We start from the raw sequence: 24,826 nt of genomic DNA, 5'->3' as shown, positions 1-24,826 counted from the left end.
GCCTTGCGTTCCTGAGTAAATGCTCTCTTACAGACGGGTGTTTTAGAAACTAGCGTTGATACCCAAACTGAAATTGTAGCTAGGATCTTGGGTATTGCCGTCATTACGGGTTACAGAAGCAAAACCGCGTAGGTTATTGCTCAGGTTTGCGTTCACGCCGACAGTATATTGACGCCAATTGGTGTTCTGCTTGCCACTTTCCTGCACAAAAGAAGTTTTGGTGGAGTTAATGGCACCGCTCAGTTTGTAGCTTGTATCACCAAATTGGTGATTAAACTGAACGGAGGCATAAGGATTGAAACGGCCTAGTTTAGTATCTACCCGCCAGCCCAGGGTGCCCACTTTAGACGTGTAGTTTTGATCACCAAAATGCATGGAAGTATTATTGTTGCCGGATTCACGGTAACCATCAACTTCACCTTTATCCCAGACATATTGGATGATTGGGCTGGTGGTCAGATAGTGAGTAACAGGAATATCCCAGCCTGCGGTAATGCGCGCTCCCCATTGTTTACCTGTGGTTGAGCCAGTTTCTCTGCGGGTGGCTTCACCAAGCTGGATAGTACGGGTCAGGCTATCATAATTGGTGCGTGAATAATGGACATCGCCACTTAACCAACCGTTATTATAATAGTTCCACAATGTATACGCTGTCAGAACATGACCACGGCCTCCATAAGAAAAATCAGCAATGGGTGAGCGTTCCTCTTTATAGTTAGAGTACATTGCACCCAACAGCAGGTTATCTATTAGCTGATAATCGCTACCCAGTGTAAAGGTTTTATCTCGGTTGCCAGTATAGCCGCCAAAGACGCCGACTTTGCCTTGTTCATTGCCGCCGTTACGCAGTTGTTGCAGGTGACCATCAAGGGAAGATAGGGCACTTTTAATTGGCGTACGGTTGACTTGGTTTAGGGTCATTACCTGTGATGGGGCATTATAAATAGAGGTAATATATTGGCCCATGATCTTCTGTCCCAACGGTGTTGGGTGGAAAGAATCAGAGAATAAAAATTCTTTGTCTTTGGTAAACCCTGAGTCGTTGGAGGAACATTTATTAGCGTCTTTACCTTGCTCGCAAGAATAACCTAATGTATTTTGAATGCCATAAATCAGAGGATTGGCGATCACTTCATGCAGCAATCCATTGATATCGGCACGCAAAATATTGCCGTTTCCTTTGCTAATTAGTTTGTCGAGTAGCTCATTGTATGTATCAGTGAGTTTTGATGCATCTTCACTTGTCTTATTGTAGGCAGCGAGAAGTTTTTCATATTTTGCTTCTATTTCTTCTTTTGTTTCTTTATCTGAAGATGATTTTTCTATAATTTTTTTCAGTGTACCTTCAATAAGTTGACGGCGATAATCGCTATTAGGAGTAGGATATGCATTAATGCCATCACGAACAGATTTCAAAGTGTCATTGATTTTTTGTTCGATGGGTTTTTTTTGGTCTTCAGGTAGATTATCATAAACTTTAGGATCTTTAATACCTTTGGATTCTAAGGCTTGGCGAATTATAACTTGACTAAGTAATGTTTCTAAAAATCTAGGAGTAGTGCTCACATCAGGAACGGTTGGAGCAATAACTAATCCAGCACCTTTTTCGATAAGTTGATTGATTTGATTTGCAGCTGCGGTAGCGCTGGTGATGACAATACCAGCGGCAATTTTTTGACCTTGTAGTGGATCTGTTTCTTTTGAGGCGTCTTCCAAAGCTTTGGCAAGATCGTTACCACCTACCCAGTGAATATAGATGCCGTTAGGATCAACTTTGCCATTATGGGCATTAAGATATCTATTTACCTGTTCTTGCGTATTAAAGCCGTATTTACTGTATTGTTTTAGAGCTGTAGCACCACCTTGGGCATAATTAGTTCCACCATCCTTGGATGGCGCTGAATTTACGCCTATAGCCTGTAGGGAAAAATACTGATGATATAGCTGATTTATTTTTCCATCTGGCATATATATTCCGTTATTTCCACCATCACTCAAGCTATCTCCAAAGACATACACTCGATCATAAGCATGAGCATTAGAAATAGCATTGATTGAAAGCGCTAACAGTGCAGGTGTAAATAAAAATGCCTTTTTCATTGGCACTCTCCTTAAAAAGTAGTTTTTGTTATTAATCAGCCTCTCGCCTTTGTAAGGTCTTTTTTTTGAACAAAAAAGTCCTACAACTCTTCCTCAGTAGAGTTAGAGAAGTCGATATGTTTAATATTGAAATAAACCCATATAGGACAGCTAACTTATTGATAACGGCTGTCTACAATTAAGTATGGTTCCTTGTTATTGAACTTCCATATGACTTTGCATTTCTTATAGATAATGTGATCTTAAAAAGTTCAGCTCTTAAGGATGTATATAAAATAATCAGTCGAAAATTATCCCTTTCATCCCTGGATATTGATAGCTTACCTATTAGAATAATTTATTTTTTTATAGAAGAAATAATACCTGTTTTCCGATATTGTTATGTGATGTAAGGAAATAAAATCACCGCTATTAAGCGTGCGACAGGTTAGCAGCAACTATTCAATGACACCAGTATTGTTAGAATATTTGGAACTGGACGTACCAGATGGATTGAAATGTTCGTGGGATATTAACATTAATTTTTATGTCAATTTAATCGTTTTATTTTATTGAGTGAAATTTATTATAATAGTATAACAATTTGATAAATTTAATTATTTTCAAATGAAAACTATTCATAATAATTATTAAGTCAAATTGAAAATATTAGCTAAGTATATCAAACAAACAGAAAACCCCGCTGCTGCAAATACAGCAACGGGGTTTTTCAAGCAATGATTTATTTAATCACTTGAATAAGTTAGCGCTTAATATTGACGCAAAACTTAAACATTAATGCTCAAACATCGCAGAGATTGACTCTTCATTGCTGATACGGCGAATAGCTTCAGCAAGCATGCCAGACAGTGTCAAAGTGCGAACTTTGTTCAACGCCTTAATCTCATCAGACAGAGGAATTGTGTCACAGACCACAAATTCATCGATCACTGAGTTTTTGATATTTTCCACTGCATTGCCAGAGAAAATAGGGTGGGTTGCATAAGCAAACACCCGCTTCGCTCCACGCTCTTTCAATGCCTCAGCCGCTTTGCACAGTGTGCCACCTGTATCGATCATATCATCTACCAGAACGCAATCACGGCCAGCAACATCACCAATAATATGCATCACTTGAGAAACGTTTGCACGTGGGCGACGTTTATCAATGATAGCCATATCCGTATCGTTCAGCAGCTTGGCAATCGCACGGGCGCGAACAACACCACCGATATCTGGAGAGACAACAATCGGGTTTTCCAGCTCTTTCTGGAGCATATCTTCCAGAAGAATTGGGCTACCAAATACATTATCAACTGGAACATCAAAGAAACCTTGGATCTGCTCGGCGTGTAGGTCAACAGTGAGAACACGGTCTACACCAACGCTGGACAGAAAATCAGCAACAACTTTTGCAGTGATAGGCACACGTGCCGAACGGACACGGCGATCCTGACGAGCATAACCGAAGTAAGGAATAACAGCGGTAATACGACCAGCAGAAGCACGACGTAGCGCATCGACCATCACAACTAATTCCATCAGGTTGTCGTTGGTTGGTGCACAAGTGGACTGGATGATGAAAACATCACCACCGCGGACATTTTCATTGATTTGAACACTGACTTCACCGTCGCTGAAACGACCGACAGCAGCGTCTCCCAGGTTAGTGTACAGGCGGTTGGCAACACGTTGTGCTAGTTCAGGTGTGGCATTACCAGCAAAAAGCTTCATATCGGGCACGAGAAAAACCTCAGGCTTGCGTCCAGAGAGATATTGTTGACCAATCAAACAAATATTGCTCATTGGTTCAATAACATGGGTATCCCAGAGCGGAATGTATGCAATGGAGAAATGTTGACGCCACGCGCAACAAAGCCCTGCATCCACTCTGGGGCTTGATTTAACACCTTACGGGCCGATGCTTCTGATTCGAACTCGCCGAAAACACATGCACCAGTTCCGGTCAGGCGTGACGGTGCGTATTCTAACAGCCATAAAAGAAGCTGTTCAACCTCACGAAAACGTTTTCTTGCGATTGGTTCACAATCATTTGCAAATGATGCCTGTAATAATGCGGGTAGAGTGCGAATCGGAGAATTTCTTTTTAATTCAGGATCGGTGAAAATTGTTGGTGTTGATATTTCAATTCCAGGGTGGGCAACCAAAAACCATTTTTCTTTCGGTGAAGCAGGCTGGAGTTTTTCCCCAATACCTTCGGCAAAAGCGGCATGGCCTTTGACAAAGACAGGAACGTCTGCCCCAAGGCATACGCCAAGCTGTGCCAGTTCATCATCGGACAGATTGGCTTGCCAATGGTGATTGAGGGCAATTAATACCGTTGCTGCATTGGAAGAGCCGCCTCCGAGACCTCCGCCCATTGGCAGGCATTTATTAATGCGGATATCGGCTCCCAAATGTTCGTTGCCGGATTGAGTCACATTGTGATTCTGTAATGCGCGTTTTTGTAATAGATGGTTCTGCAATAATCGGGCTGCCCGCACAATCAAATTGTCATCATGGGCTACGCCTGCAACCGGAGTCAGTAAGTGGATTTGATTATCTTGACGTGGTGCGATGGTGATCTCATCACCATAATCTAAAAATTGGAACAGTGTTTGCAGTTCATGATAGCCATCAGGCCGTTGTCCTGTGATATACAAAAATAAATTCAATTTTGCCGGAGAAGGCCAGGTTAAAGTCATTATTGAATCGTCCAATTATCCATCTTTAATTTTATGCGGTTGCTTCCTTGCGTAAGCTCCAGTCGAGTGGGTAAGGCTGGCGTGATCGATGTATCGTATCCTTGATAATTTACGCGCCAAATCTCACCATTTTTTTTGTCACTTACGGATTTAAGCAGGTAATTTGCATCCAACTGAAAATTTTTGGCATTACCAGGCAAACCGATAATCCAGCTTCTTAGATTATCCAGAGGAATATTCATATTGGTCAGTTGGTAAATTAAAAATTCGGGTTTATCACTGAGATATTTTTTACCATTATTGTCAGTGATCTGAATCATATTCGGTTCGACGAATAATTCCAATTCTGTTGTACCCAATGGATTGAGTAACAGTAACTTATAATTGTCAGGTGAATATTGTTGCCAGAAAAATCGGGCGTAGACTTTTTTTTCATTTGCCAGGTAAGCGAAAGAACCTCGGGTTTGGTAATGCCCTAGTTTTTGCAGTTGCTGTTCACGGGTGTGCCATTGTGGTGTATCCGCTGATCCCGTGCCCATAGGGGGTTGCGTGAGTGTACAGGCAGTCAGTAAAACACCGGAGAGGGGAAGTAAGCGAAAAAAAGCAGACATTTTCATACGGTAACCCTTGGTGGTAAGAAAGCTTAGTATTCTGTCGATTATAAAACTCTGTCGGTTATAAATATGGCAATATCTATATGACAACTTAAAGCGTGCTATTCAAGTCTATAATCATAGAGGGTAATTTAACGAAAGTTTGCTGAGAATTCTCGAATAAAATTATCGCAGAACCGTCTGATTGACTTTTATTGCACTGATGCATCAAGTAGAATGCTCGACCAATGAGAGTCCTTATGAAGGGTGTGAGTTTATGAGAATAATTATCGATATCATCATGATCTTGCCCCCTATGATAACTCAATGCAGTTAAGATGACTTTATTAGCACTCGGTATCAACCATAAAACAGCGCCTGTTTCTTTACGTGAGCGGGTGTCTTTTTCTCCTGACACAATAGGATTAGCGCTTGATGACTTGCTCCAACAACCACTGGTGCGAGGCGGCGTTGTGCTGTCCACCTGTAACCGTACAGAGCTTTACCTCAGTGTTGAACTGCAGGGTAATTTTGAAGAACAGCTAATTCATTGGCTATGCAGATATCATCAGCTTGACCCTGATGATTTGACCGGCAGCCTCTACTGGCATTTAGACAATGCGGCCGTCAGGCATTTAATGCGAGTTGCAAGCGGCCTGGATTCCCTTGTATTGGGGGAACCGCAGATTTTGGGGCAGGTGAAAAAGGCTTTCGCTGAGTCGCAAAATTATCAATCTCTGTCGAGTGAACTGGAACGCTTATTCCAAAAATCTTTCTCGGTGGCTAAACGGATCAGAACAGAAACAGAAATTGGCGCCAATGCCGTTTCTGTAGCATTTGCTGCCTGTACACTTGCACGGCAAATTTTCGAATCCCTTTCCCAACTGAATATCCTGTTGGTGGGAGCGGGGGAAACGATTGAACTGGTTGCCCGTCACCTAAAAGAGCATGGTGTGAATCGCATGATGATCGCCAACCGGACAAAAGAGCGGGCACAAATGCTTGCCAGTGAAGTCAATGCAGAAGTTATTTCCCTGCCGGATATCGATACCCGATTGGCTGAAGCGGATATTGTCATTAGCTCCACCGCCAGTCCATTGCCGATCATTGGTAAAGGTATGGTCGAAAGGGCGTTGAAATTACGTCGTAACCAACCCATGTTGCTGATTGACATTGCTGTTCCTCGCGATATTGAACCAGATGTGGAAAAATTGAGTGATGTTTATCTGTACAGCGTAGATGATTTACAGGCTATCATTCAGCAAAATCTTGCCCAACGTAAAGCAGCGGCAGTTGTTGCGGAAGGGATTGTGCAACAAGAAAGCAGCCATTTCATGGATTGGTTGCGTTCTCAAGGCGCTGTTAATACAATTCGCGAATATCGAGAACAGGCAGAGAAAATTAGGGCTGAAATGACGGCAAAAGCATTGATGTCCATAAGGCAAGGCGCTGATGCTGAACAGATCATTAACCAATTGACCTACCAGTTGACGAATCGTCTGATCCATACACCGACTAAATCTCTCCAACAGGCTGCCAGCGATGGCGATTTGGAACGCCTGAATCTATTACGGGACAGCCTTGGGCTGGATCATAACTAACCTAACCCTATTCTAAATAAGGTCTGATATTACGAATGAAGCCTTCTATTGTCGCTAAATTGGAAGCATTGCAAGAACGCCATGAAGAAGTTTTGGCTCACCTCGGTGATGCTGAGGTTATCGCTGATCAAGAGCGTTTTCGCGCGTTATCAAAGGAATATGCTCAACTGACCGATGTGACTAACTGTTTTAAAGTCTGGAAAAGCGTTCAGGATGATATTGAAACAGCTGAGATGATGCTTGATGATCCCGAAATGCGGGAAATGGCGCAGGAAGAACTCAAAAACGCAAAAATTCGTAATGAAGAGCTGGAACAGCAACTGCAAATGCTGTTATTACCGAAAGATCCGGATGACGAGCGCAACTGTTTCCTTGAAGTTCGTGCTGGAACGGGCGGTGATGAAGCTGCGATATTCGCCGGAGATTTATTCCGTATGTATAGCCGTTATGCAGAATCCCGTCGCTGGAAAGTTGAGATCATGAGTGCCAATGAAGGTGAACATGGCGGATATAAAGAAGTAATTGCCAAAATTTCTGGTGAGCAAGTTTATGGTCACCTGAAATTTGAGTCTGGTGGTCATCGTGTTCAGCGTGTGCCGGAAACAGAATCCCAGGGGCGTATTCATACTTCTGCTTGTACAGTGGCTATCCTGCCAGAAATCCCGGAAGCGGAATTACCGGAGATCAATCCAGGCGATCTGAAAATTGATACTTATCGCTCTTCCGGCGCGGGCGGACAGCACGTCAATACCACTGACTCCGCAATTCGCATTACCCACCTGCCAACGGGGATTGTTGTGGAGTGTCAGGATGAGCGTTCCCAGCACAAGAACAAAGCAAAAGCGATGTCTGTGCTTGCGGCGCGTATTCGTGCCGCTGAGATGCAAAAGCGTCAGGAAGCCGAAGCCTCTGAACGCCGCAATTTGCTCGGCACCGGTGACCGTTCAGATCGCAACCGCACCTATAACTTCCCACAGGGACGGGTTACTGATCACCGTATCAACCTAACGTTATACCGTCTTGAGGAAGTCATGGAAGGTAAACTGGACATGCTTATCCAACCTATCATTACTGAATATCAAGCAGACCAATTATCCGCATTATCAGAGCAGGATTGATGAATTATCAACATTGGCTCCGGCATGCAGCTATGCAGTTGACTGAAAGTGATAGCCCTAAGCGTGATGCAGAAATCCTGTTGCAACACGTAACAGGGCGTTCCCGTACTTATTTAATTGCATTCAATGAAACATCGATTTCTCCAGAAGCAGTTAACCAGCTTAATGCTTTGTTGGCCCGTCGTATTCAGGGAGAGCCGATTGCTTATATTGTGGGGGAGCGTGAATTTTGGTCGTTGCCCCTGACTGTATCACCAGCAACTTTAATCCCACGTCCTGATACGGAATGCTTGGTTGAAAAAGCTTTGGAACTATTGCCTGAATCATCGGCACAGATCTTGGATCTCGGCACGGGAACAGGGGCAATTGCATTGGCGCTGGCAAGTGAGCGGCATGATTGCTATGTCACTGGGGTGGATATCAATCCTGATGCAGTAGCATTAGCAAAACATAATGCTGCGAGAAACGCGGAAAAATTGTCTGTTCACAATGTGAATTTTCTGCAAAGTGAGTGGTTTTCTGCGGTTGGTGAAAAACAATTTGATATGATTGTCAGTAATCCTCCATATATTGATGAGCTTGACCCTCATTTGCGCGAAGGAGATGTCAGGTTTGAACCAGCCACTGCATTGATCGCTGCACAAAATGGCATAGCAGATTTGCAGACAATTATAGAGCAGGCTCGCCACTTCCTGTTACCAAATGGATGGCTATTATTGGAACATGGCTGGAAACAGGGAATCGTTGTCAGAAACCTATTTTTGGAAAAAGGTTATCAACAGATAGCAACTTTTCAGGATTATGGTGGTAACGAACGTATCACGGTAGGTCGATGGAATAAAGATGAAAACCATAGTTAATTATGAATTCAATAATGCTTCCCTGATAGATGGTATTATTCTGGTAACACGGGCCATTCGTCCTGATTTCCACCACACAATGGTGACTGAGCAGTTAACGGCATTGGTTGAAGAAGCGCGACAAAAACTTTCCTTTATTACTGACACCAAAGCAAAATTACAAGCACTGTTGACGCTTTTTTATCGAGAATGGAAATTTGGTGGAGCGAATGGGGTGTATTGTTTATCTGATACCTTGTGGTTGGATAATGTATTGCGTTCACGCCAAGGCGCTCCCGTAACATTGGGGACGATATTTGCCCATATTGCCCAGACGCTGGCATTGCCCGTACAGCCTGTTATATTCCCGACACAGTTAATCTTGCGGGTTGATTTGGCTGATGAGCCGACATGGTTTATTAACCCGATGAATGGCGATACGCTCAACGAACATATCCTTGATGTCTGGTTGAAAGGTAATATTGGCCCGATGGTTCGTTTGGAAAATAAGGACTTACAGGAAGCCGATAATAACAGCATTGTGCGAAAAGTTACCGATATTATCAAAATTTCCTTAATGGAAGAGAAAAAGATGGAGTTGGCGTTAAAAGCCAGCGAAGTCGTGCTGATGTTCGATCCCGAAGATCCGTATGAAATCCGCGACCGAGGGCTGATTTATGCGCAGCTCGATTGTAATCACATTGCTGTTTCAGATTTGAGTTATTTCGTGGAGCATTGCCCTGAGGACCCGATCTCAGAAATGATAAAAATGCAGATTAACTCTATTGATCAGAGAGCGCTCATCCTCCATTAAAGGCGTTATAAAGCGGCATTTCTCTGCTTCTTATTTATTTTATGGATACAGCAAATTTATTTGTCCTTAACAAGAGAAGGTATAAACATGCAACAGAAAGTGGTTAATATTGGTGACATCAAGGTCGCAAATGATCTGCCTTTTGTACTGTTTGGCGGTATGAATGTCCTTGAGTCACGGGATTTGGCCATGCGTATTTGTGAACACTATGTGACTGTAACGCAAAAACTGGGCATTCCTTATGTTTTTAAGGCGTCTTTTGATAAGGCTAACCGTTCTTCGATCCATTCCTATCGCGGGCCTGGTTTGGAAGAGGGAATGAGAATCTTTCAAGAGCTGAAGCAGACTTTTGGCGTGAAGATCATCACTGATATACATGAACCCGCGCAAGCCCAACCTGTTGCAGATGTGGTTGATGTCATCCAGCTTCCCGCTTTCCTTGCCCGCCAGACTGATCTGGTTGAAGCGATGGCAAAAACTGGCGCAGTTATTAATGTCAAAAAACCTCAGTTTGTTAGCCCAGGGCAGATGGGAAATATCGTTGAAAAATTTAAAGAAGGCGGTAACGATCAGGTAATACTGTGTGACCGTGGCAGTAATTTTGGTTACGACAATCTGGTCGTCGATATGTTGGGCTTTGGTGTCATGAAACAGGCGACTCATGGTTCACCGGTGATTTTTGATGTCACTCACTCATTGCAATGCCGTGATCCTTTTGGTGCAGCTTCCGGCGGTCGCCGTGCGCAAGTGTCAGCGTTGGCACGTGCTGGTATGGCGGTAGGAATTGCCGGTTTGTTCCTTGAAGCCCATCCTGATCCAGAAAATGCAAAATGTGATGGCCCATCAGCATTGCCGTTGGCAAAACTGGAGCCATTCCTGATGCAGATAAAAGCCATTGATGATGTGGTGAAAAATTTCCCAGAGTTGGATACCAGCAAATAATCACGGGATCTGTTTGGTTTTTTGATAATGCGGTTACAGACATTTTGCCCTGTAACCGCTGATTTTTTACGCATTATCTTTAATAAATAATCTCTTACCAGGAAAGTCAATTAATACTGCATATTGATTGAAGAAGTTATTTCCAATTAGTCCATCCGCATTTAAATGATTAAAATCTCCATCAATCAGTAGTGAATTCAGTTTTATTTTTTTAGCATTTTTCTCATCAAGTTGAAACGTCGATACAATGCATTCTTCTTTGTCCAGATCTTCTCTCAAAGCCCCGCAGGGAAGGATAACTGGAGGTGATTGCAACCTTTGTTGCCAAAAAACGGAAGCTGATGCACCAGTATCCAGGATCATGTTGTAATTCTTGGCGTTTTGTGAAACTTTGACAACAATGCCTTCTTGAGTGAGTCTCAACGGTAATTCACTCCAACCATCAGTCACATTGACGTCCAACGCTTGCAAATGATCAGAAACTGACAATTTCTGGTTTTTGTAATCGATAAGAACAACTTTATCTTTGAATAAGTTAGGGCCCATTACCATCGAAGTAGGAAGCTTTTTTTCTTGACCTAACAAGGTCACTCCCCATGGTGTTAGCGAAACTCCGGTAATATCCTTAAATATCATTCCGTTTATCGAAAGTTGTGGAATGTGAAATTTATCATTAAAAAAAACTTTGCCTGTAATGTCAGTAGAGCGTGCTTTTTCAGGATCTATCACTAAGCCTGAGATTTCCGACATAAACTCTTTAGTTAAATGGAGGGCTTGAGATGCACCTGTATCGAGCATTAAATTTTGCTTTTTTCCATCAATTTCGAGAGTTGCTACCGGCAGAGAGAATTTATCAAATTGAAAATCTATATGTATGACTTCTTCAGCAGCCATGGAATCTGTGACAAACAATGACGTAACGGAAGAAAAAACGATAAATGCTGTTGCCATAAGATGTTTATTGAGTGAAAAAAGCATGAAAATTCTCCATATCTGCGTTCATATTTAAGTCAAATTTTAGGGGGAAAAATAAGCTTATTGTGAATTTTGCAATAACGATAAGAATATTAGACCAAAAAATGCACCTAATATTCTTATTTGGAGATTTAGGTTAATCTATTTCTTTCAGTGCTTTGGATAAAGTGGCATAAAAGCTCAATTGCCCTTTAATTGGTTCGACTTTGGCTCGTGCCAACGTTTTCAAGGGCTGGAAGGAGATATCGCACACAACGAGATGTTTCTCTTTTCCCATCTCCCGAACAAATCCTTGAAAAGCATGTAGCCCACCTGCATCCAGAACCGGAACAGCATCCCACTGCATAATAATGGTGTGATAATCGGTTCCTTGTTCTTTCAGTTCAGTAAAAATGCGCTCCGCAGCTGCAAAAAACAGAGGACCATTAATTCGCACAACCAACAAACCTGTATCATGATTTGTTGCAGAAGAAATGCTGATTCGGGTCATATTGGCAATTTTGCGCATAAACAGTAGTGAAGCCAACACAATGCCTATTGTGATTGCCACCACCATATCAAACAGAACAGTTAATAACATACACAGCAACATGACAATGATATCGTCTTTGGGGGCACGGCGAATGAGGTCTATGACCTTATGGGCTTCGCTCATATTCCAAGCTACAATCAGCAAAATGGCTGACATAGCGGCCAGCGGTAAATAAGAAAGCATTGGGGCAAGAACCAGCAGTGCCAATAATACCAGCAGGGAGTGAACGATAGCAGAAATTGGTGAGGTTGCACCTGCCCGCACATTGGCGGCTGAACGGGCGATAGCCGCAGTTGCCGTGATCCCACCAAAGAAGGGGGCGACAATATTACCCATTCCTTGGCCGATCAATTCACTGTTGGAATGGTGTTTTTTTCCGGTCATACCATCCAGAATAACGGCACATAACAGGGATTCAATTGCCCCTAACATTGCCATAGAAAATGCTGCGGGCAGTAATGCTGATACTGTATTCCAGCTAATATCAAGAGAGTGAGTATCAGGCAATTGCCACGGCAGGATAAATTGGGGAAGAATAGGGGGAATACCTTGGCCCTGTGTACCATCTTCCAGCGTATAGCTAAATGATGAACCAATTGTTGCCACATCATGGCCTAACAAATGCATGATCCCCATGATACCCGTACCTGCCATTAACGCCGGTAAGTGACCGGGTAACTTTAACCCTAGTTTTGGCCAGAAAATCAATACCAGCAAGGTTGTTAAACCGATGAGGGTATCGCTGAGTTGTAATGAAGGAAACGCTTGGGAGAGGGCAATTACCTTATTAATATAATTTTCCGGCACATGGTCTAGTTTCAGGCCGAAAAAATTTTGCACTTGCATGGTAGCGATAGTAATAGCAATACCAGAAGTGAACCCAAGCGTAACAGACAGTGGAATGTACTCAATCAGTCGGCCAAATCGCGCTAATCCCATGATAAGCAAAATAATGCCTGACATAAGCGTGGCGATAAGCAAGCCACTGAGGCCAAATTGCTGTGATACAGGATAGAGTATCACCACAAAAGCTGCTGTTGGGCCGGAAACGCTATAACGTGATCCTCCGGTCACAGCAATAATAATACCGGCAATGGCCGCAGTATACAGGCCGTATTGTGGTGCAACACCACTGCCGATTGCCAGAGCCATTGCCAGTGGGATAGCAATTATTCCCACGGTGATCCCAGCAATCATGTCTTTGATAAAACGGTGAAAAGAGTAAGTTTCTTTCCAACAAGCGTCAATAAGCGCACTAAATGGACGTATTCCCCTAACTTTACGAGTATTCATTTAATTAAGAACCAAAAAATAAGATAGCAGATGATGAACTGAAAGAAGTAATACCAGCATATCGCTTTTGTCAGATCAGAAAAGTGTTACATGTCAAAAAGTTAACCAACTCGTCTAATTTTACCTTGAGTGAGTCATCGCAATGCCCAGAATTGGTGCTAGTAACAGATTTGCTGCTGTTATACAGTTTAAAAGCAATTATGGAATAATGATAATGCAGTTTGGATGAATCAATTGGTTAACATTAAGGATATGATAAATTGTCTAGGACACAACGTTTGTTAACTTTGATGGAAATATTACGCAGTTATCATTTTCCCGTGCAGGGCAAGGTATTGGCGCAGAAGTTGAACATTAGCTTAAGGACTCTCTATCGGGATATTGCGACCTTACAGGCTCAAGGTGCAAGTATCGAGGGAGAAGCGGGTATAGGCTATGTCTTACAGCCGGGATTTGTTTTACCACCGTTGATGTTAACGCAAAATGAGATGGAAGCCTTGGTATTAGGGGCTAGTTGGGTGGCAAAACGCGCTGATTCACAATTAAAAACATCTGCAAACAGTGCGATCAATAAAATTGCAGCGGTTATCCCAACAGAACTCAAACAATATCTTGAGACAAATTCATTATTAATTGGGCCAGCTACTACGAAAATTGAACCTTCCATTGATATCCCGCAAATACGGCAAGCGATCAGTCATCGGCATAAAATCACTTTCACTTATTTAGATCTCAAAAACAATCAATCGACAAGAACAATATGGCCATTTGCATTGGGATATTTTGAGAATATCAGTATTGTTATTGGTTGGTGTGAATTAAGAAAAACATTTCGCCATTTCAGATCGGATAGAATGAGCCATTTGAAGATAGAACAACAGTGTTATCCCCGTTCAAGACAGTCTTTACTTAAAGAATGGCGGGAAATGGAAAAATAGTGCATTAACTACTGACAAAAACTGTCACACGGGTTTGTTATCTTGAGGGCTCTTAATGTACTGAACCCGCTATCTGGCTGTTGGAGTCTTTTTATGTTAACCCTAACCTTTTCTACATCGGTAAATGCAAAGCCATCTCATATTTGGTCCCATTATGTCAATTTTGATTTACGAAAAAAATGGGAAGTTGATCTTGAGTATTTTGAATTTGAAGGTGAAGTGAAAACAGGGCAATACGGCAGGATGGTATTGAGTGGTATGCCGGAAATTCGTTTCTATCTTGCAAATATTGAAATCAATAAAGAATTTACTGACCAAGTCAATCTGCCACAGATGGGAATGTTAACTTTCTGTCATCAAATTTTAACCGACGAAAGTCACATGGCAAATGGCATTCAGGTGAGTGTTTCTTTTGAGCCTGAAAAATATCTTCCTGACTCCCAAGCAGTCAGTTTTTTTAAGCAAGTGACGCAAGACTTGGTGGAAACACTCTCAAGACTAAAAGCTGTGGTTGAAAAAACCGAGACAGCAAAACTCGTTTCTGTTGTTAAACCTATAGCATTTACTGCAGGTAAAGAAGCATAAAGGAGATAATGTTCTATGTTTGGTTTTAATCATCAAGATGGTAGTTATTTAGAAGTTGACGGTGCCCATATCTATTATGAGATCCAAGGTAATGCCAATGGTTACCCACTCATTTTTTTACATGGTGGTTTAAGTACCATTGAAACGTTTAATCGATTGGTAGGCGATCTTGGAAAGTCTTATCAACTGATTGGCATAGATAGCCGAGGGCAGGGAAAATCGACTTTGGGACAAAAAAGCCTATCGTATAAACGTCTCCAACAAGATGTAGAAGCGATAGCCAACCATTTAAGGTTAGAGAAATGCAGTATTATTGGTCATAGTGACGGAGGTATTGTTGCGTTACGATTGGCTGCTGCTGGGATCGTTTCAATTGATAAAATGGTGGCGATAGGTGCTCATTGGATCTTAAAAGGAAATGATCCGGCACGAGATATATTTAAACAAATTACAGCGGAAAGCTGGAAGGCGATGTTGCCGGGCAGCTATGATAACTACTATAGATTGAATCCGAAAGCAGATTTCAACAAACTGATAAGCAGTGTTGTTACTATGTGGCTTGATGCTAGTGACGACGGCTATCCAAATCAATCTATCCGTAAGATCACTTGTGAATTAATGGCAGTGCGGGGGGATAAGGATAGCTTAGTGTCACGCACTTACTTAACTGAGTTAGTTGATCAAGTCACCCATTCTTACTTATTAAATATTCCTTTTACTGGTCATTCTCCTCATGAAGAAAAGCCTGAGTTATTGATGCCATTTTTGAAGGAATTTTTGTCGCATTAATATCAGATGTGTAAATTTATCATGCCTGAGAACTGTGATTACATTTCCTTAATAAGAAAATTAATTGTGTCTCAGGTATGTTTATTTTTTAACTTTTTAATTATTACAGATAGCGCTCTTTTTCGGATAAACCCACTGGCTGGCCTAATTATAAACCAGTAAAAAGTAAATTTTTTCTTGACATTATCATTGGGGCAAAAAATGAATGTTTCGGTCACTAGTGAATGATAGCCATTAAGATGTTCCCTGACTAAAAAGCGCAGCACCAATTTGGCTGATTTATGATCATCAAAGTTAATAAATGATTCCAGATCAGCTTGGTGTATGATACCTAAATCCATTTGCCAAAACCTACCAGTTAATCCCATTGATATTTCATGGCTATTTTCATTAAGTGGGGTAAAGGTTTTTAAGCCAAATTCTTGGTTATTGTTTTTTCTTCCTAATTTATTAATTAAATAAGTTGGCATATTTCTGATTTTGGACAAAGTTTTAATAAATAAATCATCGGTCATTTCAAAGTCTTTTACAGCTTGGATTATTTCTTTCGCTGGTATCTTTATAGATTCTGATTCATGGATTTCATGAAAATGAAAGTAAGGGAGAAAAGGTGTTGGGTGTTTCCATGTCTTATATTCTTTACTATTGACTATTCCTAAAAATGTCACCGCTTATCCCCTATATTGTGGTTAAAAATGGGAGGTTGTTATTGAGTGATTTTTGTTTTTCATAAGGTTACTGAGAATGTAAATTAAAGTGCAATTTGTTTACTTTTGGTATTATTTTGATTTGTTACTTTTATCCCTGCATGTTATCAGTAACTGATACTGACATAACGACTCTGTCCATATCATATTAAGAATTGACAGCTTAATGATGAATAAATATGAAGGATGGACTATTTTATTTAAAATGTAAAGGGCTTAATGCTCAATGTAAGAAGGGTGAGTAATATGTCAATTTTAGCCATTATTAAAGGTACTCCTATCTGGGTTTGGATTTTATTTATTTTTCTGATTAAACGGGGTATCAATGCATTATATGACAGAGAAATGCGTATTGATCGACTGTTTTTTATGCCAGTTTTGTTTTTAATATGGGCTGTTTATAGTGTATTAAATGAAACGACATTTCCAGATTCGGCATTCCTGGCGCTTATTGTAGGTATTTTGGTGGGTGGGGGTATCGGATGGGGCTTATGGCGTAGTCAACCAAGATTAAGAAAGGGTCATGAAGATGGCTCAATCATTCGTTCAGGAACTCCTTTGACTTTGAGTCTGATTCTTACTGTTTTTATAGTAAAATTTATTATTTCTGCCATGATGAGTATTAACTCTAATTTGTTATATTCTTTCAGTTTTAATTTACTGTTTGGTTTTATCTGTGGTCTATCGGGCGGTGTCTTTTGGGGAGGAACGCTTAATTTATTTATTCACTATAAGACTAATATTAATTAGTCATTAACAGCTATATGCAGTCATGAAAAAGATGTACACGAGTGCGTACATAAACTACATTAAAAGCTGTATTATTTTTGAGGAAGATGATATGGCAATTACTGATTCATGGCTGCGATCTCACAATTAATGGCAATCCCCAAGAAAAAAATCAAGAGGAGGTATATCATAACTATCTAACTATTGGAGGCATGACCAAAAGCCAGAGGGGGTTATTTGGATGGAGAACAACACATTGCCACCCCAGAGCAAATGATACTGGGGTGGCAGGACTAAATGCAGTGTCATTACGTGAGGACGGCGAGAATTTTACCGTCCTACTCGATTTATTTTAGTATGTTACATTAGTTAATTTGGCAGGGTTGCCGGAGGAATAATGGGCACAACATCGCACCACGGCAACGTAGGTATTAGTACGCAAATAAGATATAAAGGATCACTCGGGGAAATAACGGGAGTGTCGGCATAAGTTTGCAGTGGTAGAATAGCCGAACCCGCCAACAGGCAAAGAAGCGCGTATTTTTTCATTTTATTCACCTTATTTTGTTGACTACAACAAAGACCAATTAACCTAGTAAACCCATTTTCACCCAATAACAAGCGAATAATGCTTAACAATTAATTAACATCTGAAATTAAAGTGAATATTTTTTACCAATTCCCTTGAGTGGTTAAAGGAATAACCCATGCTCTTACCTCGTTCCCATCACGTACCTAACGCCCACGGGATGGTGGCATCACGATTCGCATGTTCCACCGTCAGCACACCCATCTGCCCGAACGCTGTCGTTTGGATGTCCGTATCCAGATTCCGGCAGATTCGGTATGGGTGAATCTATTCCAACGTGGCAAGTTGAAAGCGGGTGAAACGGTTTTAGTCCACGGTGGCACTTCGGGTATTGGCACTGTTGCCACTTTACTGGCAAAAGCATTTGGTGCTTATGTGATTCTACACTATGCTGGTGGTATAGGCGGTTTTATTGGGTATTTTGGATGAAAAATAGCCTGAATTGATATTCAGGCTATTTCATAGAATATGGCGGTGAGGGAGGGATTCGAACCCTCGATACGTTTTCACGTATACACACTTTCCAGGCGTGCTCCTTCAGCCTCTCGGACACCTCACCGAATTTTTTTGTTGCATTCAATAAGAATGCACTATTGTAATCGTATTACTAATGAACCCAACTATTTATGGTTAATTTGTCGGGCATTAAAAAAGCCTGACCATTCTGTTCAGACTCTTTCATAGAATATGGCGGTGAGGGAGGGATTCGAACCCTCGATACGTTTTCACGTATACACACTTTCCAGGCGTGCTCCTTCAGCCTCTCGGACACCTCACCATATTTTATATTGCAGTGATTTCTCTTGAGTTCGTCGCTGCAACGGGGCGCTACTATAGGGAAAAGCAGGGCAGGCGTCAACAGGCTTATGGCGATTTTTTCAGGCTTTTTGACCGATTAGACAAATAAAAAACAATTTGTGTGGCTGGTAGTCAATTACGGGAATAAAAGTGCTTTTTTTGTTGCAACGAATCATGGCAAATTTGTTAACCAGATAACATTATCAATATTTTCATTCCCACCTTCCTAATTGGAGGCTTGCAACCTTTTCGGCAATAAGTTAACCCTATTAGAAAAACAAAAAGGAATGAGATTTTATGAACATCATTTTCTTTCACTCTTCCCCCAATTTTAATTGCGATAAATGGATTCAGGGAATACACGCTAGATTACCTGAGGCTAACGTCCGGCAATGGATTAGTGGTGATAACGCCCCTGCTGATTATGCTTTAGTTTGGTTATCTCCCTATGAAATGTTAGCTAACCGCCAGGATATCAAAGGGATATTTTCACTTGGGGCTGGAGTGGATGCCATTCTTCAACAAGAATTAGAAAATCCGGGGACATTGCCTAAGGGAATACCGCTAATACGTCTTGAAGATACGGGCATGGCACAGCAAATGCAGGAATATGCGGTTTCCTCAGTTTTATATTATTTCCGCCGCATGGATGAATATAAACAATATCAAGCACAGCGTCTTTGGAATCCCATGCCTTCCCATAATCGAAAAGAGTTTGTTATTGGTGTCTTGGGGGCAGGCGTTTTGGGGCGTAGCGTTATTGAAAAATTGAAAGAATTTGATTTCAACGTTCGTTGTTGGAGCCGAACGCCAAAACAAATTGATCAGGTTGAGAATTTTTATGGGACAGCACAATTAGATGACTTTCTTTCTGAATGTAAGGTATTGATTAATATCCTGCCGGATACGCCAGAGACTCGTGGTCTCTTAAATCTTTCATTATTCAGGCAGTTAAAATCTGGCTCATATGTGATCAATATTGCACGAGGCGCTCAATTGGTAGAGCAAGATTTGCTGACAGCCATTGATAAAGGTTATGTGGCTGGTGCGACCCTTGATGTATTTGTTGAAGAACCACTATCAAATTTGCATCCTTTCTGGACTCATCCACGCATTAATATCACTCCACATATCGCGGCTAAGACTATTCCTGATGAAGCTATGGATATGATTTGTGACAATATTCGACGAATGGAAAAAGGTGAATCACCCATTGGCCTTGTTGATATGACCTTTGGTTATTAATAAGTCGCTTTACAGCAAGGCAGACGATTAGGGACAATAACAAATATTTATTATTTAGGTAAGTTATTGGGGGTGAATTAAACCATGAACGAATTTTCTGTTGTCTGCCGCATATTGGGAACATTGTTTAACCGGGCACCAAAAGATCCTGTTTTGCAACCTGTAATCACCATGATTACTGAGGGAAAATTGAAACCATTGTGGCCTTTGGATCAGGATGAGTTATTGGATAGGTTACAGAAAAACAGTGAGTTATCGGTGGTTGAAGCCGATTATCATGCCTTGTTTACTGGAGCGTCTGCGGGCGTTGCAGTCTGCCGCTCTGATTATACTGATAAAGATGAAAGTGAAGTACGCCAGTTTTTGGTGGAGCGAGGCATGCCTTTGACTGATATCCCTGCTGATCAATTTGGCTCCTTATTGTTGGCTGCATCATGGTTGGAAGATCAGGCCGCAGAGGATGAAGTCCAGGCCCAGATTAAGTTGTTTGATGAATATTTGTTGCCTTGGTGTGGGCAATTTCTTGGTAAAGTTGAAGCCCATGCGACCAGCGGTTTTTATCGGACGTTGGTGATTATTACTCGAGAGGCATTGCAAGCGTTACGTGAAGAGCTGGAAGTAGAGTGACAACTCATATAGATAAGCCAATCGGTAAATAGCGATAATAAGTAAGGGCGGGTTATTTAATAACCCGCCCTTACTATTTTATCGATAATGAAAATTATTTATCAACCAAATCAATAACCAATTTACCGGGTTGAATTTCCAAGCCTTTGGCTAATTTTAAAGCAGCAGCTTCAGACTTGCTTTTTTCTGGATTTAAAACATAAACCGGGTGTGCATCAAAAAACTCACTTAAAGACACATTCAAATAAGGGAGTAACGTTTTAATTGGCGTGGCGACTTTTTCTGGTGTGGTTTGGTAGTCTACGATTTCCAATCCCTTAATGAAAATAGCGCCTTTTTCCGCATCAAATATCGGCTTAGCCCTAATAGTCAGTTTCATATCAGCATGAACCGTTCCCAGTAAGGTCACTAATTGAACTTTTGCCAGAGTCGATAATTCAATTTTTTCTAGATCTTGGCGGCCGATCTGACTGGTCAAATCTCCTAGTGTGATATTGGCTTTGGTCGCCGCGGGCAGGCTAATTTGCTTTTGATAATGAACTCTTTTTAATAAATAATCATTCAGCAAACCTTCGTTAATACTGACTTCCTTGAATTGATCACAGCCGCTGATTAATCCTGTCAGTAGCAAGATTACCCCTAAGAAAAATCTTCTCATTGTTGTCTCCTTTTGTTTTCAATGAGCAGATCTTACACTAATTATTACTTAATTAGCTCATCATATGATTAATGCTTGCTAATAATGATAGGTTCAATTTTCTTCTGGTTGAACTGATGGTGCAGGGCATAAATGGTAACTAAGCCCACCAATCCCAGCAGGAGCCACGGTAATTGCGGTATATTCAAGGCGTGGCCTGCATCATAGAGCCACTCTCCGCCGGTATAGCCCAACGCGCCTCCTAATGCCAGCCCCAGTCGGCTGAATCCCATGTAACTACCGCGTGCCCGTGGATCAGCCAGTGAAGCACTCAGGGTTTCACGTGCCGGCTCTGCTGTTACCATGCCCAGATAGAACAGACAAATCAGGCCAAATATGAGGTGCAGTTGATTGACCCAACCTATTGGGAACATGCAAAGACTCATTAAAAACAGACCTGCCATTAGGCGTTGTTCCTAAGCTAAGTAAATCTTGGCCTTTTTCGTATCTGCAATCCTAACTAATTGATATTCATTCGATATGGGAATTCCCATAACGGAACAAATTCAAGTGGTTCTGGCATATCGCGCAACCATACAATCATTTAACGCGACAAAAGATTGCATTATTTGACAAAATGGCGCATATTATAAGTGCGCTTCCGAAGGCGTATGCGTCTCACATCGCATGTAATACAAATCCCGCAGAGAGAATACGCAGATGGCTATTAGTATCCGTTTAGATGATGACTTCGTGAGTGATGTAAAAATCCACGCAGAAGCGTCAAGCAGGAGTGTGCCAAAGCAAATCGAGCATTGGGCAAAAATAGGTCGCATCGCCGAAGATAACCCAGATTTGCCATACTCCTTTATCCTTGATTCGTTACTAGCGAAAAGCGAAGTCGACAATAGTAAGGTGTCGCGTTATGTCAGAAGGACAAAAAAGTCCTAAGATTGATGTTTATGAAACAAGGCGTTTCTCTAAAGCGTTATCTAAATTACCTGAAAATCTTCTTGCAGTAGTGGAAGATGAGATAGAGAAAATTATCGACGACCCCGAGATTGGCGAACAGAAGAAAGGCGATTTAAGTTTTCTTCGTGTTCACAAATTTCAGTTAAATAACCAGCTAACATTGTTGGGATATCATTGGGTTGAAGAAAAAATAGAACTATACCTGTTGAATTTTGGTTCTCATAAAAATTTCTATCAGGAACAAAAGCGACACAGGAAAGACGATTTGAAGTTTATTAAATAACACATAAGGCCCTCGCACTCGCGGTATTAGGTAGCTGTACCGGAAATTTCATGGATTATGATCGGAAACATCAACATAACTTGTACTGATAGGACAAAATAACCGGTTAATGTCAGTACGTAATAAAAAAACCGCCGATCTCTAATCACACGCCCCATACCTTCCTTGATTGGTGTACGAATTGTTGAGATACGGTATGCCGGCAGAAACAAAGCGTTAAAGTGAGCGGCCAGTACAAAAATTGTTGCACCAATCCAGCAGACAATATTGAAATTATATTGCAGCAACCAGCTTCCTATCAGTGCACCAATGACGGCACCTGCACTATCTTGCATCAATAAAAGCGAATAGAAACGGTTACGTTCATGAGGGCGGGTTAATTTTATGACCAATGCAGCCCTTGGAGGATCGAACAATGTCCCGCCCAATCCAGATAAGATGCAGGAAAGGAGTAAGATCCAAGGCTCAAATGCCATGACCATCAAGGCAAAACCCATAGCCCGAAGTAACATACCCGTATCATGGGCTTGGCACCGAACCTATCCGCTATAGCACCACCAAAGATACCCAGCCCTTGTTGTACCAGTTGACGCAGACCGAGTGCAAAACCAACAATAACGGCAGCCCAGCCAAGTTGTTCGACGAAACGAATAGAAATTAGGGGAAAAACAACAAAAAATCCTAAAACATCTAACAGATTATCAAATAAAAGAAAATATTTACCCAAGCTACGCGCTTGTGAAACTAATGACATTTTGCACCATTGAAATATGAAAAGATAAATGTGAATACTTTGTTATTTTGGACTTAATTTGAGTATTAAGGTAGAGGGATATAGATGATATTTTTTTATCGTCAGATGGTGATTAAAAATGCCGTAAACGCTAAATTACTTAATAAATTTTCCAAGGTAAATATCAGGAGAAAACATGTTTGGTTATCGTTCTACATCTCCCAAGATTCGCTTTATTACGAATAGAATGGTTGTTCGTGTGGTGTATGAACGGGATACCTATAGACTAGCTGAATATTATGCAGAAAATAAAGATTTTCTTAAGCCATGGGAACCGACAAGAGATGGTAGTTTTTATCAACCTTCTGGATGGACAAATAGGCTGAATTATATTGCGGAATTACAGCGGCAGGGATCGGCATTTAATTTCTTGTTATTAGATCCTAATGAAAATGAAGTGATGGGGATTGCTAATTTCACTAATGTTGTACGGGGAGCGTTTTATTCCTGTTACCTTGGTTATTCTTTGGGCGAAAAATGGCAAGGTCAAGGGTTAATGTATGAAGCCTTGCAACCGACAATCCGTTATATGCAACGCCACCAAAAAATGCACCGCATTATGGCTAATTACATGCCACATAATCATCGCAGTGGAAATTTACTTAAGAAGTTAGGTTTTGAACGAGAAGGTTATGCCAGGAACTATTTAATGATTGACGGAGTTTGGCAGGATCATGTGCTGACATCACTGATTGATGATTCTTGGGGTAATTTGAATTTATAAACTTGTTGAAAAAATAGCAATGAATTCGGATATAGACAGTGGCCGTCTTGAGGGTTTTATTGCCAGGGCAGAGTCAATGGCATGCAGAAACGGTAAGGAATATCCCGCTGGACGCAGCTTGACCAGAGGCTGATAATTATCTTCAAGATTGCGCACGATGCTGACCGGAGGGGGGTTACCCACAATCAAAGTATAGAGTACTGCCCCCAACGCATAGAGATCTGTCCAAGGTCCATGTTGGTTTTCTTCATTGCTAGTGTATTGCTCAATGGGAGTAAAGCCGGATCGAATGGTTATCTCTGTATCATCAGACAAGCATGTTGTTGTTTGGCGGGTAGATCCTAAATCCAGCAATATCGGTGATTGACTCTCTTGGATCAAAATATTGTCCAAGGAAATATCGTAATGTAAATAATTTCTTTGATGGAGAGAATCAAGTGCATTCAACAAGGGAAACAGTATCTGGCCAAGCCAATTTTCATTGATGAAATGTGGGTGTTTTATCCTCAATTTATTTAATGTCATTCCCTTGTAAAAGGAAGCGGCTATATATGCGGTACAGTTTTGTTGCCAAAAGCGCAGAAAGCGGGGGAGACAGGGATGTTCGAAACAGGACATCAAGTGGGCTTCACGGATAAAATTTTGCAACCCAGCATAAAATCGTTTTTCTAACTTTTTTCCTCGTAAGTTGAGTTTCATATCTTGCCGGCGTATAGCAAAAGAGTGAGGGGTATATTCTTTGATAGCAATAGATTGCTTGAGATGGTGATCCCAAACACGATACACAATACTGCCGCGGCTTTTGCCAATGACTTCTTCGATTTCAAATTCATTGAGGCAGTATCCGATTGGAAGAGGGGGTGTAAAGCCAATGTTACCACCGATATGTGTCCTGTGAAAATTCTGCAAATGGGTAATC

24 protein-coding genes, 2 tRNA genes and 3 pseudogenes are annotated in these 24,826 nt (G+C 41.3%); 15 read left to right on the top strand and 14 right to left on the bottom strand.

The window, feature by feature from the left end:
• Positions 1 to 42: 42 nt before the first annotated feature.
• The 4 genes from BDE27_RS07690 to lolB all read right to left on the bottom strand — a co-directional run bounded on the left by BDE27_RS07690 (position 43) and on the right by lolB (position 5,401).
• Entirely contained in the window at positions 43 to 2,100 is a 2,058-nt protein-coding gene (locus tag BDE27_RS07690; protein ID WP_099132303.1) for an autotransporter outer membrane beta-barrel domain-containing protein, read from the bottom strand.
• A 774-nt stretch (positions 2,101 to 2,874) separates the two neighbouring features.
• The gene (gene prs / locus BDE27_RS07685) at positions 2,875 to 3,822 is read right to left on the bottom strand and encodes a ribose-phosphate diphosphokinase (protein WP_120211349.1); all 948 of its coding nucleotides are present in this window, start codon (positions 3,820 to 3,822) and stop codon (positions 2,875 to 2,877) included.
• A 59-nt stretch (positions 3,823 to 3,881) separates the two neighbouring features.
• Positions 3,882 to 4,784, bottom strand: a complete 903-nt coding sequence (gene ispE / locus BDE27_RS07680) for a 4-(cytidine 5'-diphospho)-2-C-methyl-D-erythritol kinase (protein WP_099132302.1) — start codon at positions 4,782 to 4,784, stop codon at positions 3,882 to 3,884.
• The gene (lolB, locus tag BDE27_RS07675; RefSeq protein WP_099132301.1) at positions 4,784 to 5,401 is read right to left on the bottom strand and encodes a lipoprotein insertase outer membrane protein LolB; all 618 of its coding nucleotides are present in this window, start codon (positions 5,399 to 5,401) and stop codon (positions 4,784 to 4,786) included. Before lolB ends, ispE begins: the two co-directional genes overlap by 1 nt.
• Positions 5,402 to 5,715: 314 nt before the next feature.
• Here lolB and hemA point away from each other — a divergent pair, with 314 nt between their 5' ends.
• From hemA to kdsA, 5 genes are all read left to right on the top strand, one after another.
• Positions 5,716 to 6,978 carry a glutamyl-tRNA reductase gene (gene hemA, locus BDE27_RS07670; RefSeq protein ID WP_099132300.1) on the top strand — a complete coding sequence of 421 codons (1,263 nt, stop codon included), beginning with the start codon at positions 5,716 to 5,718 and terminating at the stop codon, positions 6,976 to 6,978.
• Between the two features lie 35 nt (positions 6,979 to 7,013).
• Positions 7,014 to 8,096, top strand: coding sequence for a peptide chain release factor 1 (prfA, locus tag BDE27_RS07665; RefSeq protein ID WP_099132299.1), 1,083 nt, complete (start codon positions 7,014 to 7,016; stop codon positions 8,094 to 8,096).
• Positions 8,096 to 8,956, top strand: a complete 861-nt coding sequence (gene prmC / locus BDE27_RS07660) for a peptide chain release factor N(5)-glutamine methyltransferase (RefSeq protein ID WP_099132298.1) — start codon at positions 8,096 to 8,098, stop codon at positions 8,954 to 8,956. The genes prfA and prmC overlap by 1 nt, the downstream gene beginning before the upstream one ends.
• Positions 8,940 to 9,749, top strand: a complete 810-nt coding sequence (gene sirB1, locus BDE27_RS07655) for an invasion regulator SirB1 (protein ID WP_099132297.1) — start codon at positions 8,940 to 8,942, stop codon at positions 9,747 to 9,749. Before prmC ends, sirB1 begins: the two co-directional genes overlap by 17 nt.
• 87 nt (positions 9,750 to 9,836) lie before the next feature.
• Positions 9,837 to 10,691 (top strand): 3-deoxy-8-phosphooctulonate synthase, encoded by an 855-nt coding sequence (gene kdsA / locus BDE27_RS07650; protein ID WP_099132296.1) that lies wholly within the window; start codon positions 9,837 to 9,839, stop codon positions 10,689 to 10,691.
• Positions 10,692 to 10,757: 66 nt separating this feature from the next.
• Here kdsA and BDE27_RS07645 read toward each other — a convergent pair whose 3' ends face one another.
• On the bottom strand, positions 10,758 to 11,669 hold the full coding sequence (locus BDE27_RS07645; RefSeq protein WP_244208719.1) for a pepsin/retropepsin-like aspartic protease family protein: 912 nt from the start codon (positions 11,667 to 11,669) through the stop codon (positions 10,758 to 10,760).
• 133 nt (positions 11,670 to 11,802) lie between these two features.
• Positions 11,803 to 13,491 (bottom strand): C4-dicarboxylic acid transporter DauA, encoded by a 1,689-nt coding sequence (gene dauA / locus BDE27_RS07640; RefSeq protein ID WP_099132295.1) that lies wholly within the window; start codon positions 13,489 to 13,491, stop codon positions 11,803 to 11,805.
• Between the two features lie 260 nt (positions 13,492 to 13,751).
• On the opposite strand from dauA, the gene BDE27_RS07635 reads away from it, so the two are divergent.
• From BDE27_RS07635 to BDE27_RS07625, 3 genes are all read left to right on the top strand, one after another.
• On the top strand, positions 13,752 to 14,429 hold the full coding sequence (locus tag BDE27_RS07635; protein ID WP_099132294.1) for a helix-turn-helix transcriptional regulator: 678 nt from the start codon (positions 13,752 to 13,754) through the stop codon (positions 14,427 to 14,429).
• A gap of 93 nt (positions 14,430 to 14,522) precedes the next feature.
• A complete protein-coding gene (locus BDE27_RS07630) occupies positions 14,523 to 15,014 on the top strand; it encodes an SRPBCC family protein (protein WP_099132293.1) in 492 nt (163 codons plus the stop codon).
• 15 nt (positions 15,015 to 15,029) lie between these two features.
• Positions 15,030 to 15,803, top strand: coding sequence for an alpha/beta fold hydrolase (locus BDE27_RS07625; RefSeq protein ID WP_099132292.1), 774 nt, complete (start codon positions 15,030 to 15,032; stop codon positions 15,801 to 15,803).
• A gap of 71 nt (positions 15,804 to 15,874) precedes the next feature.
• Here the strand turns inward: BDE27_RS07625 and BDE27_RS07620 are convergent, their stop codons facing one another.
• Positions 15,875 to 16,471 carry a hypothetical protein gene (locus tag BDE27_RS07620; protein ID WP_099132291.1) on the bottom strand — a complete coding sequence of 199 codons (597 nt, stop codon included), beginning with the start codon at positions 16,469 to 16,471 and terminating at the stop codon, positions 15,875 to 15,877.
• A 285-nt stretch (positions 16,472 to 16,756) separates the two neighbouring features.
• Here BDE27_RS07620 and BDE27_RS07615 point away from each other — a divergent pair, with 285 nt between their 5' ends.
• Positions 16,757 to 17,260, top strand: coding sequence for a DUF6622 family protein (locus BDE27_RS07615; protein ID WP_099132290.1), 504 nt, complete (start codon positions 16,757 to 16,759; stop codon positions 17,258 to 17,260).
• Positions 17,261 to 17,608: 348 nt separating this feature from the next.
• Here BDE27_RS07615 and BDE27_RS19230 read toward each other — a convergent pair whose 3' ends face one another.
• Positions 17,609 to 17,788 (bottom strand): hypothetical protein, encoded by a 180-nt coding sequence (locus BDE27_RS19230; RefSeq protein WP_143707519.1) that lies wholly within the window; start codon positions 17,786 to 17,788, stop codon positions 17,609 to 17,611.
• A 292-nt stretch (positions 17,789 to 18,080) separates the two neighbouring features.
• Here BDE27_RS19230 and BDE27_RS07605 point away from each other — a divergent pair.
• Positions 18,081 to 18,209: pseudogene (locus BDE27_RS07605) on the top strand (NAD(P)H-quinone oxidoreductase); the annotation flags it as partial.
• A gap of 88 nt (positions 18,210 to 18,297) precedes the next feature.
• Here the strand turns inward: BDE27_RS07605 and BDE27_RS07600 are convergent.
• Positions 18,298 to 18,387, bottom strand: a tRNA-Ser gene (locus BDE27_RS07600).
• A gap of 129 nt (positions 18,388 to 18,516) precedes the next feature.
• A tRNA-Ser gene (locus tag BDE27_RS07595) sits at positions 18,517 to 18,606 on the bottom strand.
• A 317-nt stretch (positions 18,607 to 18,923) separates the two neighbouring features.
• On the opposite strand from BDE27_RS07595, the gene ghrA reads away from it, so the two are divergent.
• The gene (ghrA, locus tag BDE27_RS07590; RefSeq protein WP_099132288.1) at positions 18,924 to 19,871 is read left to right on the top strand and encodes a glyoxylate/hydroxypyruvate reductase GhrA; all 948 of its coding nucleotides are present in this window, start codon (positions 18,924 to 18,926) and stop codon (positions 19,869 to 19,871) included.
• 84 nt (positions 19,872 to 19,955) lie between these two features.
• Positions 19,956 to 20,498 carry a TorD/DmsD family molecular chaperone gene (locus tag BDE27_RS07585; RefSeq protein ID WP_099132287.1) on the top strand — a complete coding sequence of 181 codons (543 nt, stop codon included), beginning with the start codon at positions 19,956 to 19,958 and terminating at the stop codon, positions 20,496 to 20,498.
• A gap of 94 nt (positions 20,499 to 20,592) precedes the next feature.
• On the opposite strand, the gene BDE27_RS07580 is transcribed toward BDE27_RS07585, so the two are convergent.
• Together BDE27_RS07580 and BDE27_RS07575 are read right to left on the bottom strand one after the other, a co-directional pair.
• A complete protein-coding gene (locus BDE27_RS07580) occupies positions 20,593 to 21,156 on the bottom strand; it encodes a lipoprotein (protein WP_099132286.1) in 564 nt (187 codons plus the stop codon).
• A gap of 68 nt (positions 21,157 to 21,224) precedes the next feature.
• A pseudogene (locus BDE27_RS07575) lies at positions 21,225 to 21,611 on the bottom strand (MFS transporter); the annotation flags it as partial.
• 244 nt (positions 21,612 to 21,855) lie between these two features.
• Here BDE27_RS07575 and BDE27_RS07570 point away from each other — a divergent pair.
• Together BDE27_RS07570 and BDE27_RS07565 are read left to right on the top strand one after the other, a co-directional pair.
• Positions 21,856 to 22,086 (top strand): TA system antitoxin ParD family protein, encoded by a 231-nt coding sequence (locus tag BDE27_RS07570; protein WP_099132285.1) that lies wholly within the window; start codon positions 21,856 to 21,858, stop codon positions 22,084 to 22,086.
• Positions 22,061 to 22,390 carry a type II toxin-antitoxin system RelE/ParE family toxin gene (locus BDE27_RS07565; protein ID WP_099132284.1) on the top strand — a complete coding sequence of 110 codons (330 nt, stop codon included), beginning with the start codon at positions 22,061 to 22,063 and terminating at the stop codon, positions 22,388 to 22,390. Before BDE27_RS07570 ends, BDE27_RS07565 begins: the two co-directional genes overlap by 26 nt.
• A 35-nt stretch (positions 22,391 to 22,425) precedes the next feature.
• Here BDE27_RS07565 and BDE27_RS07560 read toward each other — a convergent pair.
• Positions 22,426 to 23,144: pseudogene (locus BDE27_RS07560) on the bottom strand (MFS transporter); the annotation flags it as partial.
• A 175-nt stretch (positions 23,145 to 23,319) separates the two neighbouring features.
• On the opposite strand from BDE27_RS07560, the gene rimJ reads away from it, so the two are divergent.
• Positions 23,320 to 23,907 carry a ribosomal protein S5-alanine N-acetyltransferase gene (gene rimJ, locus BDE27_RS07555; protein WP_099132283.1) on the top strand — a complete coding sequence of 196 codons (588 nt, stop codon included), beginning with the start codon at positions 23,320 to 23,322 and terminating at the stop codon, positions 23,905 to 23,907.
• On the opposite strand, the gene BDE27_RS07550 is transcribed toward rimJ, so the two are convergent.
• Complete coding sequence (locus BDE27_RS07550) at positions 23,902 to 24,816, bottom strand: serine/threonine protein kinase (RefSeq protein ID WP_167450563.1); 915 nt, start codon at positions 24,814 to 24,816, stop codon at positions 23,902 to 23,904. The two genes, rimJ and BDE27_RS07550, sit on opposite strands and share 6 nt — an antisense overlap.
• Between the last annotated feature and the right edge of the window lie 10 nt (positions 24,817 to 24,826).

It is taken from the genome of Xenorhabdus ehlersii (assembly GCF_003610465.1).
Classification (GTDB): domain Bacteria; phylum Pseudomonadota; class Gammaproteobacteria; order Enterobacterales; family Enterobacteriaceae; genus Xenorhabdus; species Xenorhabdus ehlersii.
Note: the sequence above shows the minus strand (reverse complement) of the source record. Positions and strands in the feature narration are given on the sequence as shown.

Excerpts from the sequence above, each read along its gene's own strand:
- BDE27_RS07690 (WP_099132303.1), bottom strand. The coding sequence starts at position 2,100 with ATGAAAAAGGCATTTTTATTTACACCTGCACTGTTAGCGCTTTCAATC.
- ispE (WP_099132302.1), bottom strand. The coding sequence starts at position 4,784 with ATGACTTTAACCTGGCCTTCTCCGGCAAAATTGAATTTATTTTTGTAT.
- lolB (WP_099132301.1), bottom strand. The coding sequence starts at position 5,401 with ATGAAAATGTCTGCTTTTTTTCGCTTACTTCCCCTCTCCGGTGTTTTA.
- hemA (WP_099132300.1), top strand. The coding sequence starts at position 5,716 with ATGACTTTATTAGCACTCGGTATCAACCATAAAACAGCGCCTGTTTCT.
- prfA (WP_099132299.1), top strand. The coding sequence starts at position 7,014 with ATGAAGCCTTCTATTGTCGCTAAATTGGAAGCATTGCAAGAACGCCAT.
- prmC (WP_099132298.1), top strand. The coding sequence starts at position 8,096 with ATGAATTATCAACATTGGCTCCGGCATGCAGCTATGCAGTTGACTGAA.
- sirB1 (WP_099132297.1), top strand. The coding sequence starts at position 8,940 with ATGAAAACCATAGTTAATTATGAATTCAATAATGCTTCCCTGATAGAT.
- kdsA (WP_099132296.1), top strand. The coding sequence starts at position 9,837 with ATGCAACAGAAAGTGGTTAATATTGGTGACATCAAGGTCGCAAATGAT.
- BDE27_RS07645 (WP_244208719.1), bottom strand. The coding sequence starts at position 11,669 with ATGCTTTTTTCACTCAATAAACATCTTATGGCAACAGCATTTATCGTT.
- dauA (WP_099132295.1), bottom strand. The coding sequence starts at position 13,491 with ATGAATACTCGTAAAGTTAGGGGAATACGTCCATTTAGTGCGCTTATT.
- BDE27_RS07630 (WP_099132293.1), top strand. The coding sequence starts at position 14,523 with ATGTTAACCCTAACCTTTTCTACATCGGTAAATGCAAAGCCATCTCAT.
- BDE27_RS07625 (WP_099132292.1), top strand. The coding sequence starts at position 15,030 with ATGTTTGGTTTTAATCATCAAGATGGTAGTTATTTAGAAGTTGACGGT.
- BDE27_RS07615 (WP_099132290.1), top strand. The coding sequence starts at position 16,757 with ATGTCAATTTTAGCCATTATTAAAGGTACTCCTATCTGGGTTTGGATT.
- BDE27_RS19230 (WP_143707519.1), bottom strand. The coding sequence starts at position 17,788 with ATGAAAAAATACGCGCTTCTTTGCCTGTTGGCGGGTTCGGCTATTCTA.
- ghrA (WP_099132288.1), top strand. The coding sequence starts at position 18,924 with ATGAACATCATTTTCTTTCACTCTTCCCCCAATTTTAATTGCGATAAA.
- BDE27_RS07585 (WP_099132287.1), top strand. The coding sequence starts at position 19,956 with ATGAACGAATTTTCTGTTGTCTGCCGCATATTGGGAACATTGTTTAAC.
- BDE27_RS07580 (WP_099132286.1), bottom strand. The coding sequence starts at position 21,156 with ATGAGAAGATTTTTCTTAGGGGTAATCTTGCTACTGACAGGATTAATC.
- BDE27_RS07570 (WP_099132285.1), top strand. The coding sequence starts at position 21,856 with ATGGCTATTAGTATCCGTTTAGATGATGACTTCGTGAGTGATGTAAAA.
- BDE27_RS07565 (WP_099132284.1), top strand. The coding sequence starts at position 22,061 with ATGTCAGAAGGACAAAAAAGTCCTAAGATTGATGTTTATGAAACAAGG.
- rimJ (WP_099132283.1), top strand. The coding sequence starts at position 23,320 with ATGTTTGGTTATCGTTCTACATCTCCCAAGATTCGCTTTATTACGAAT.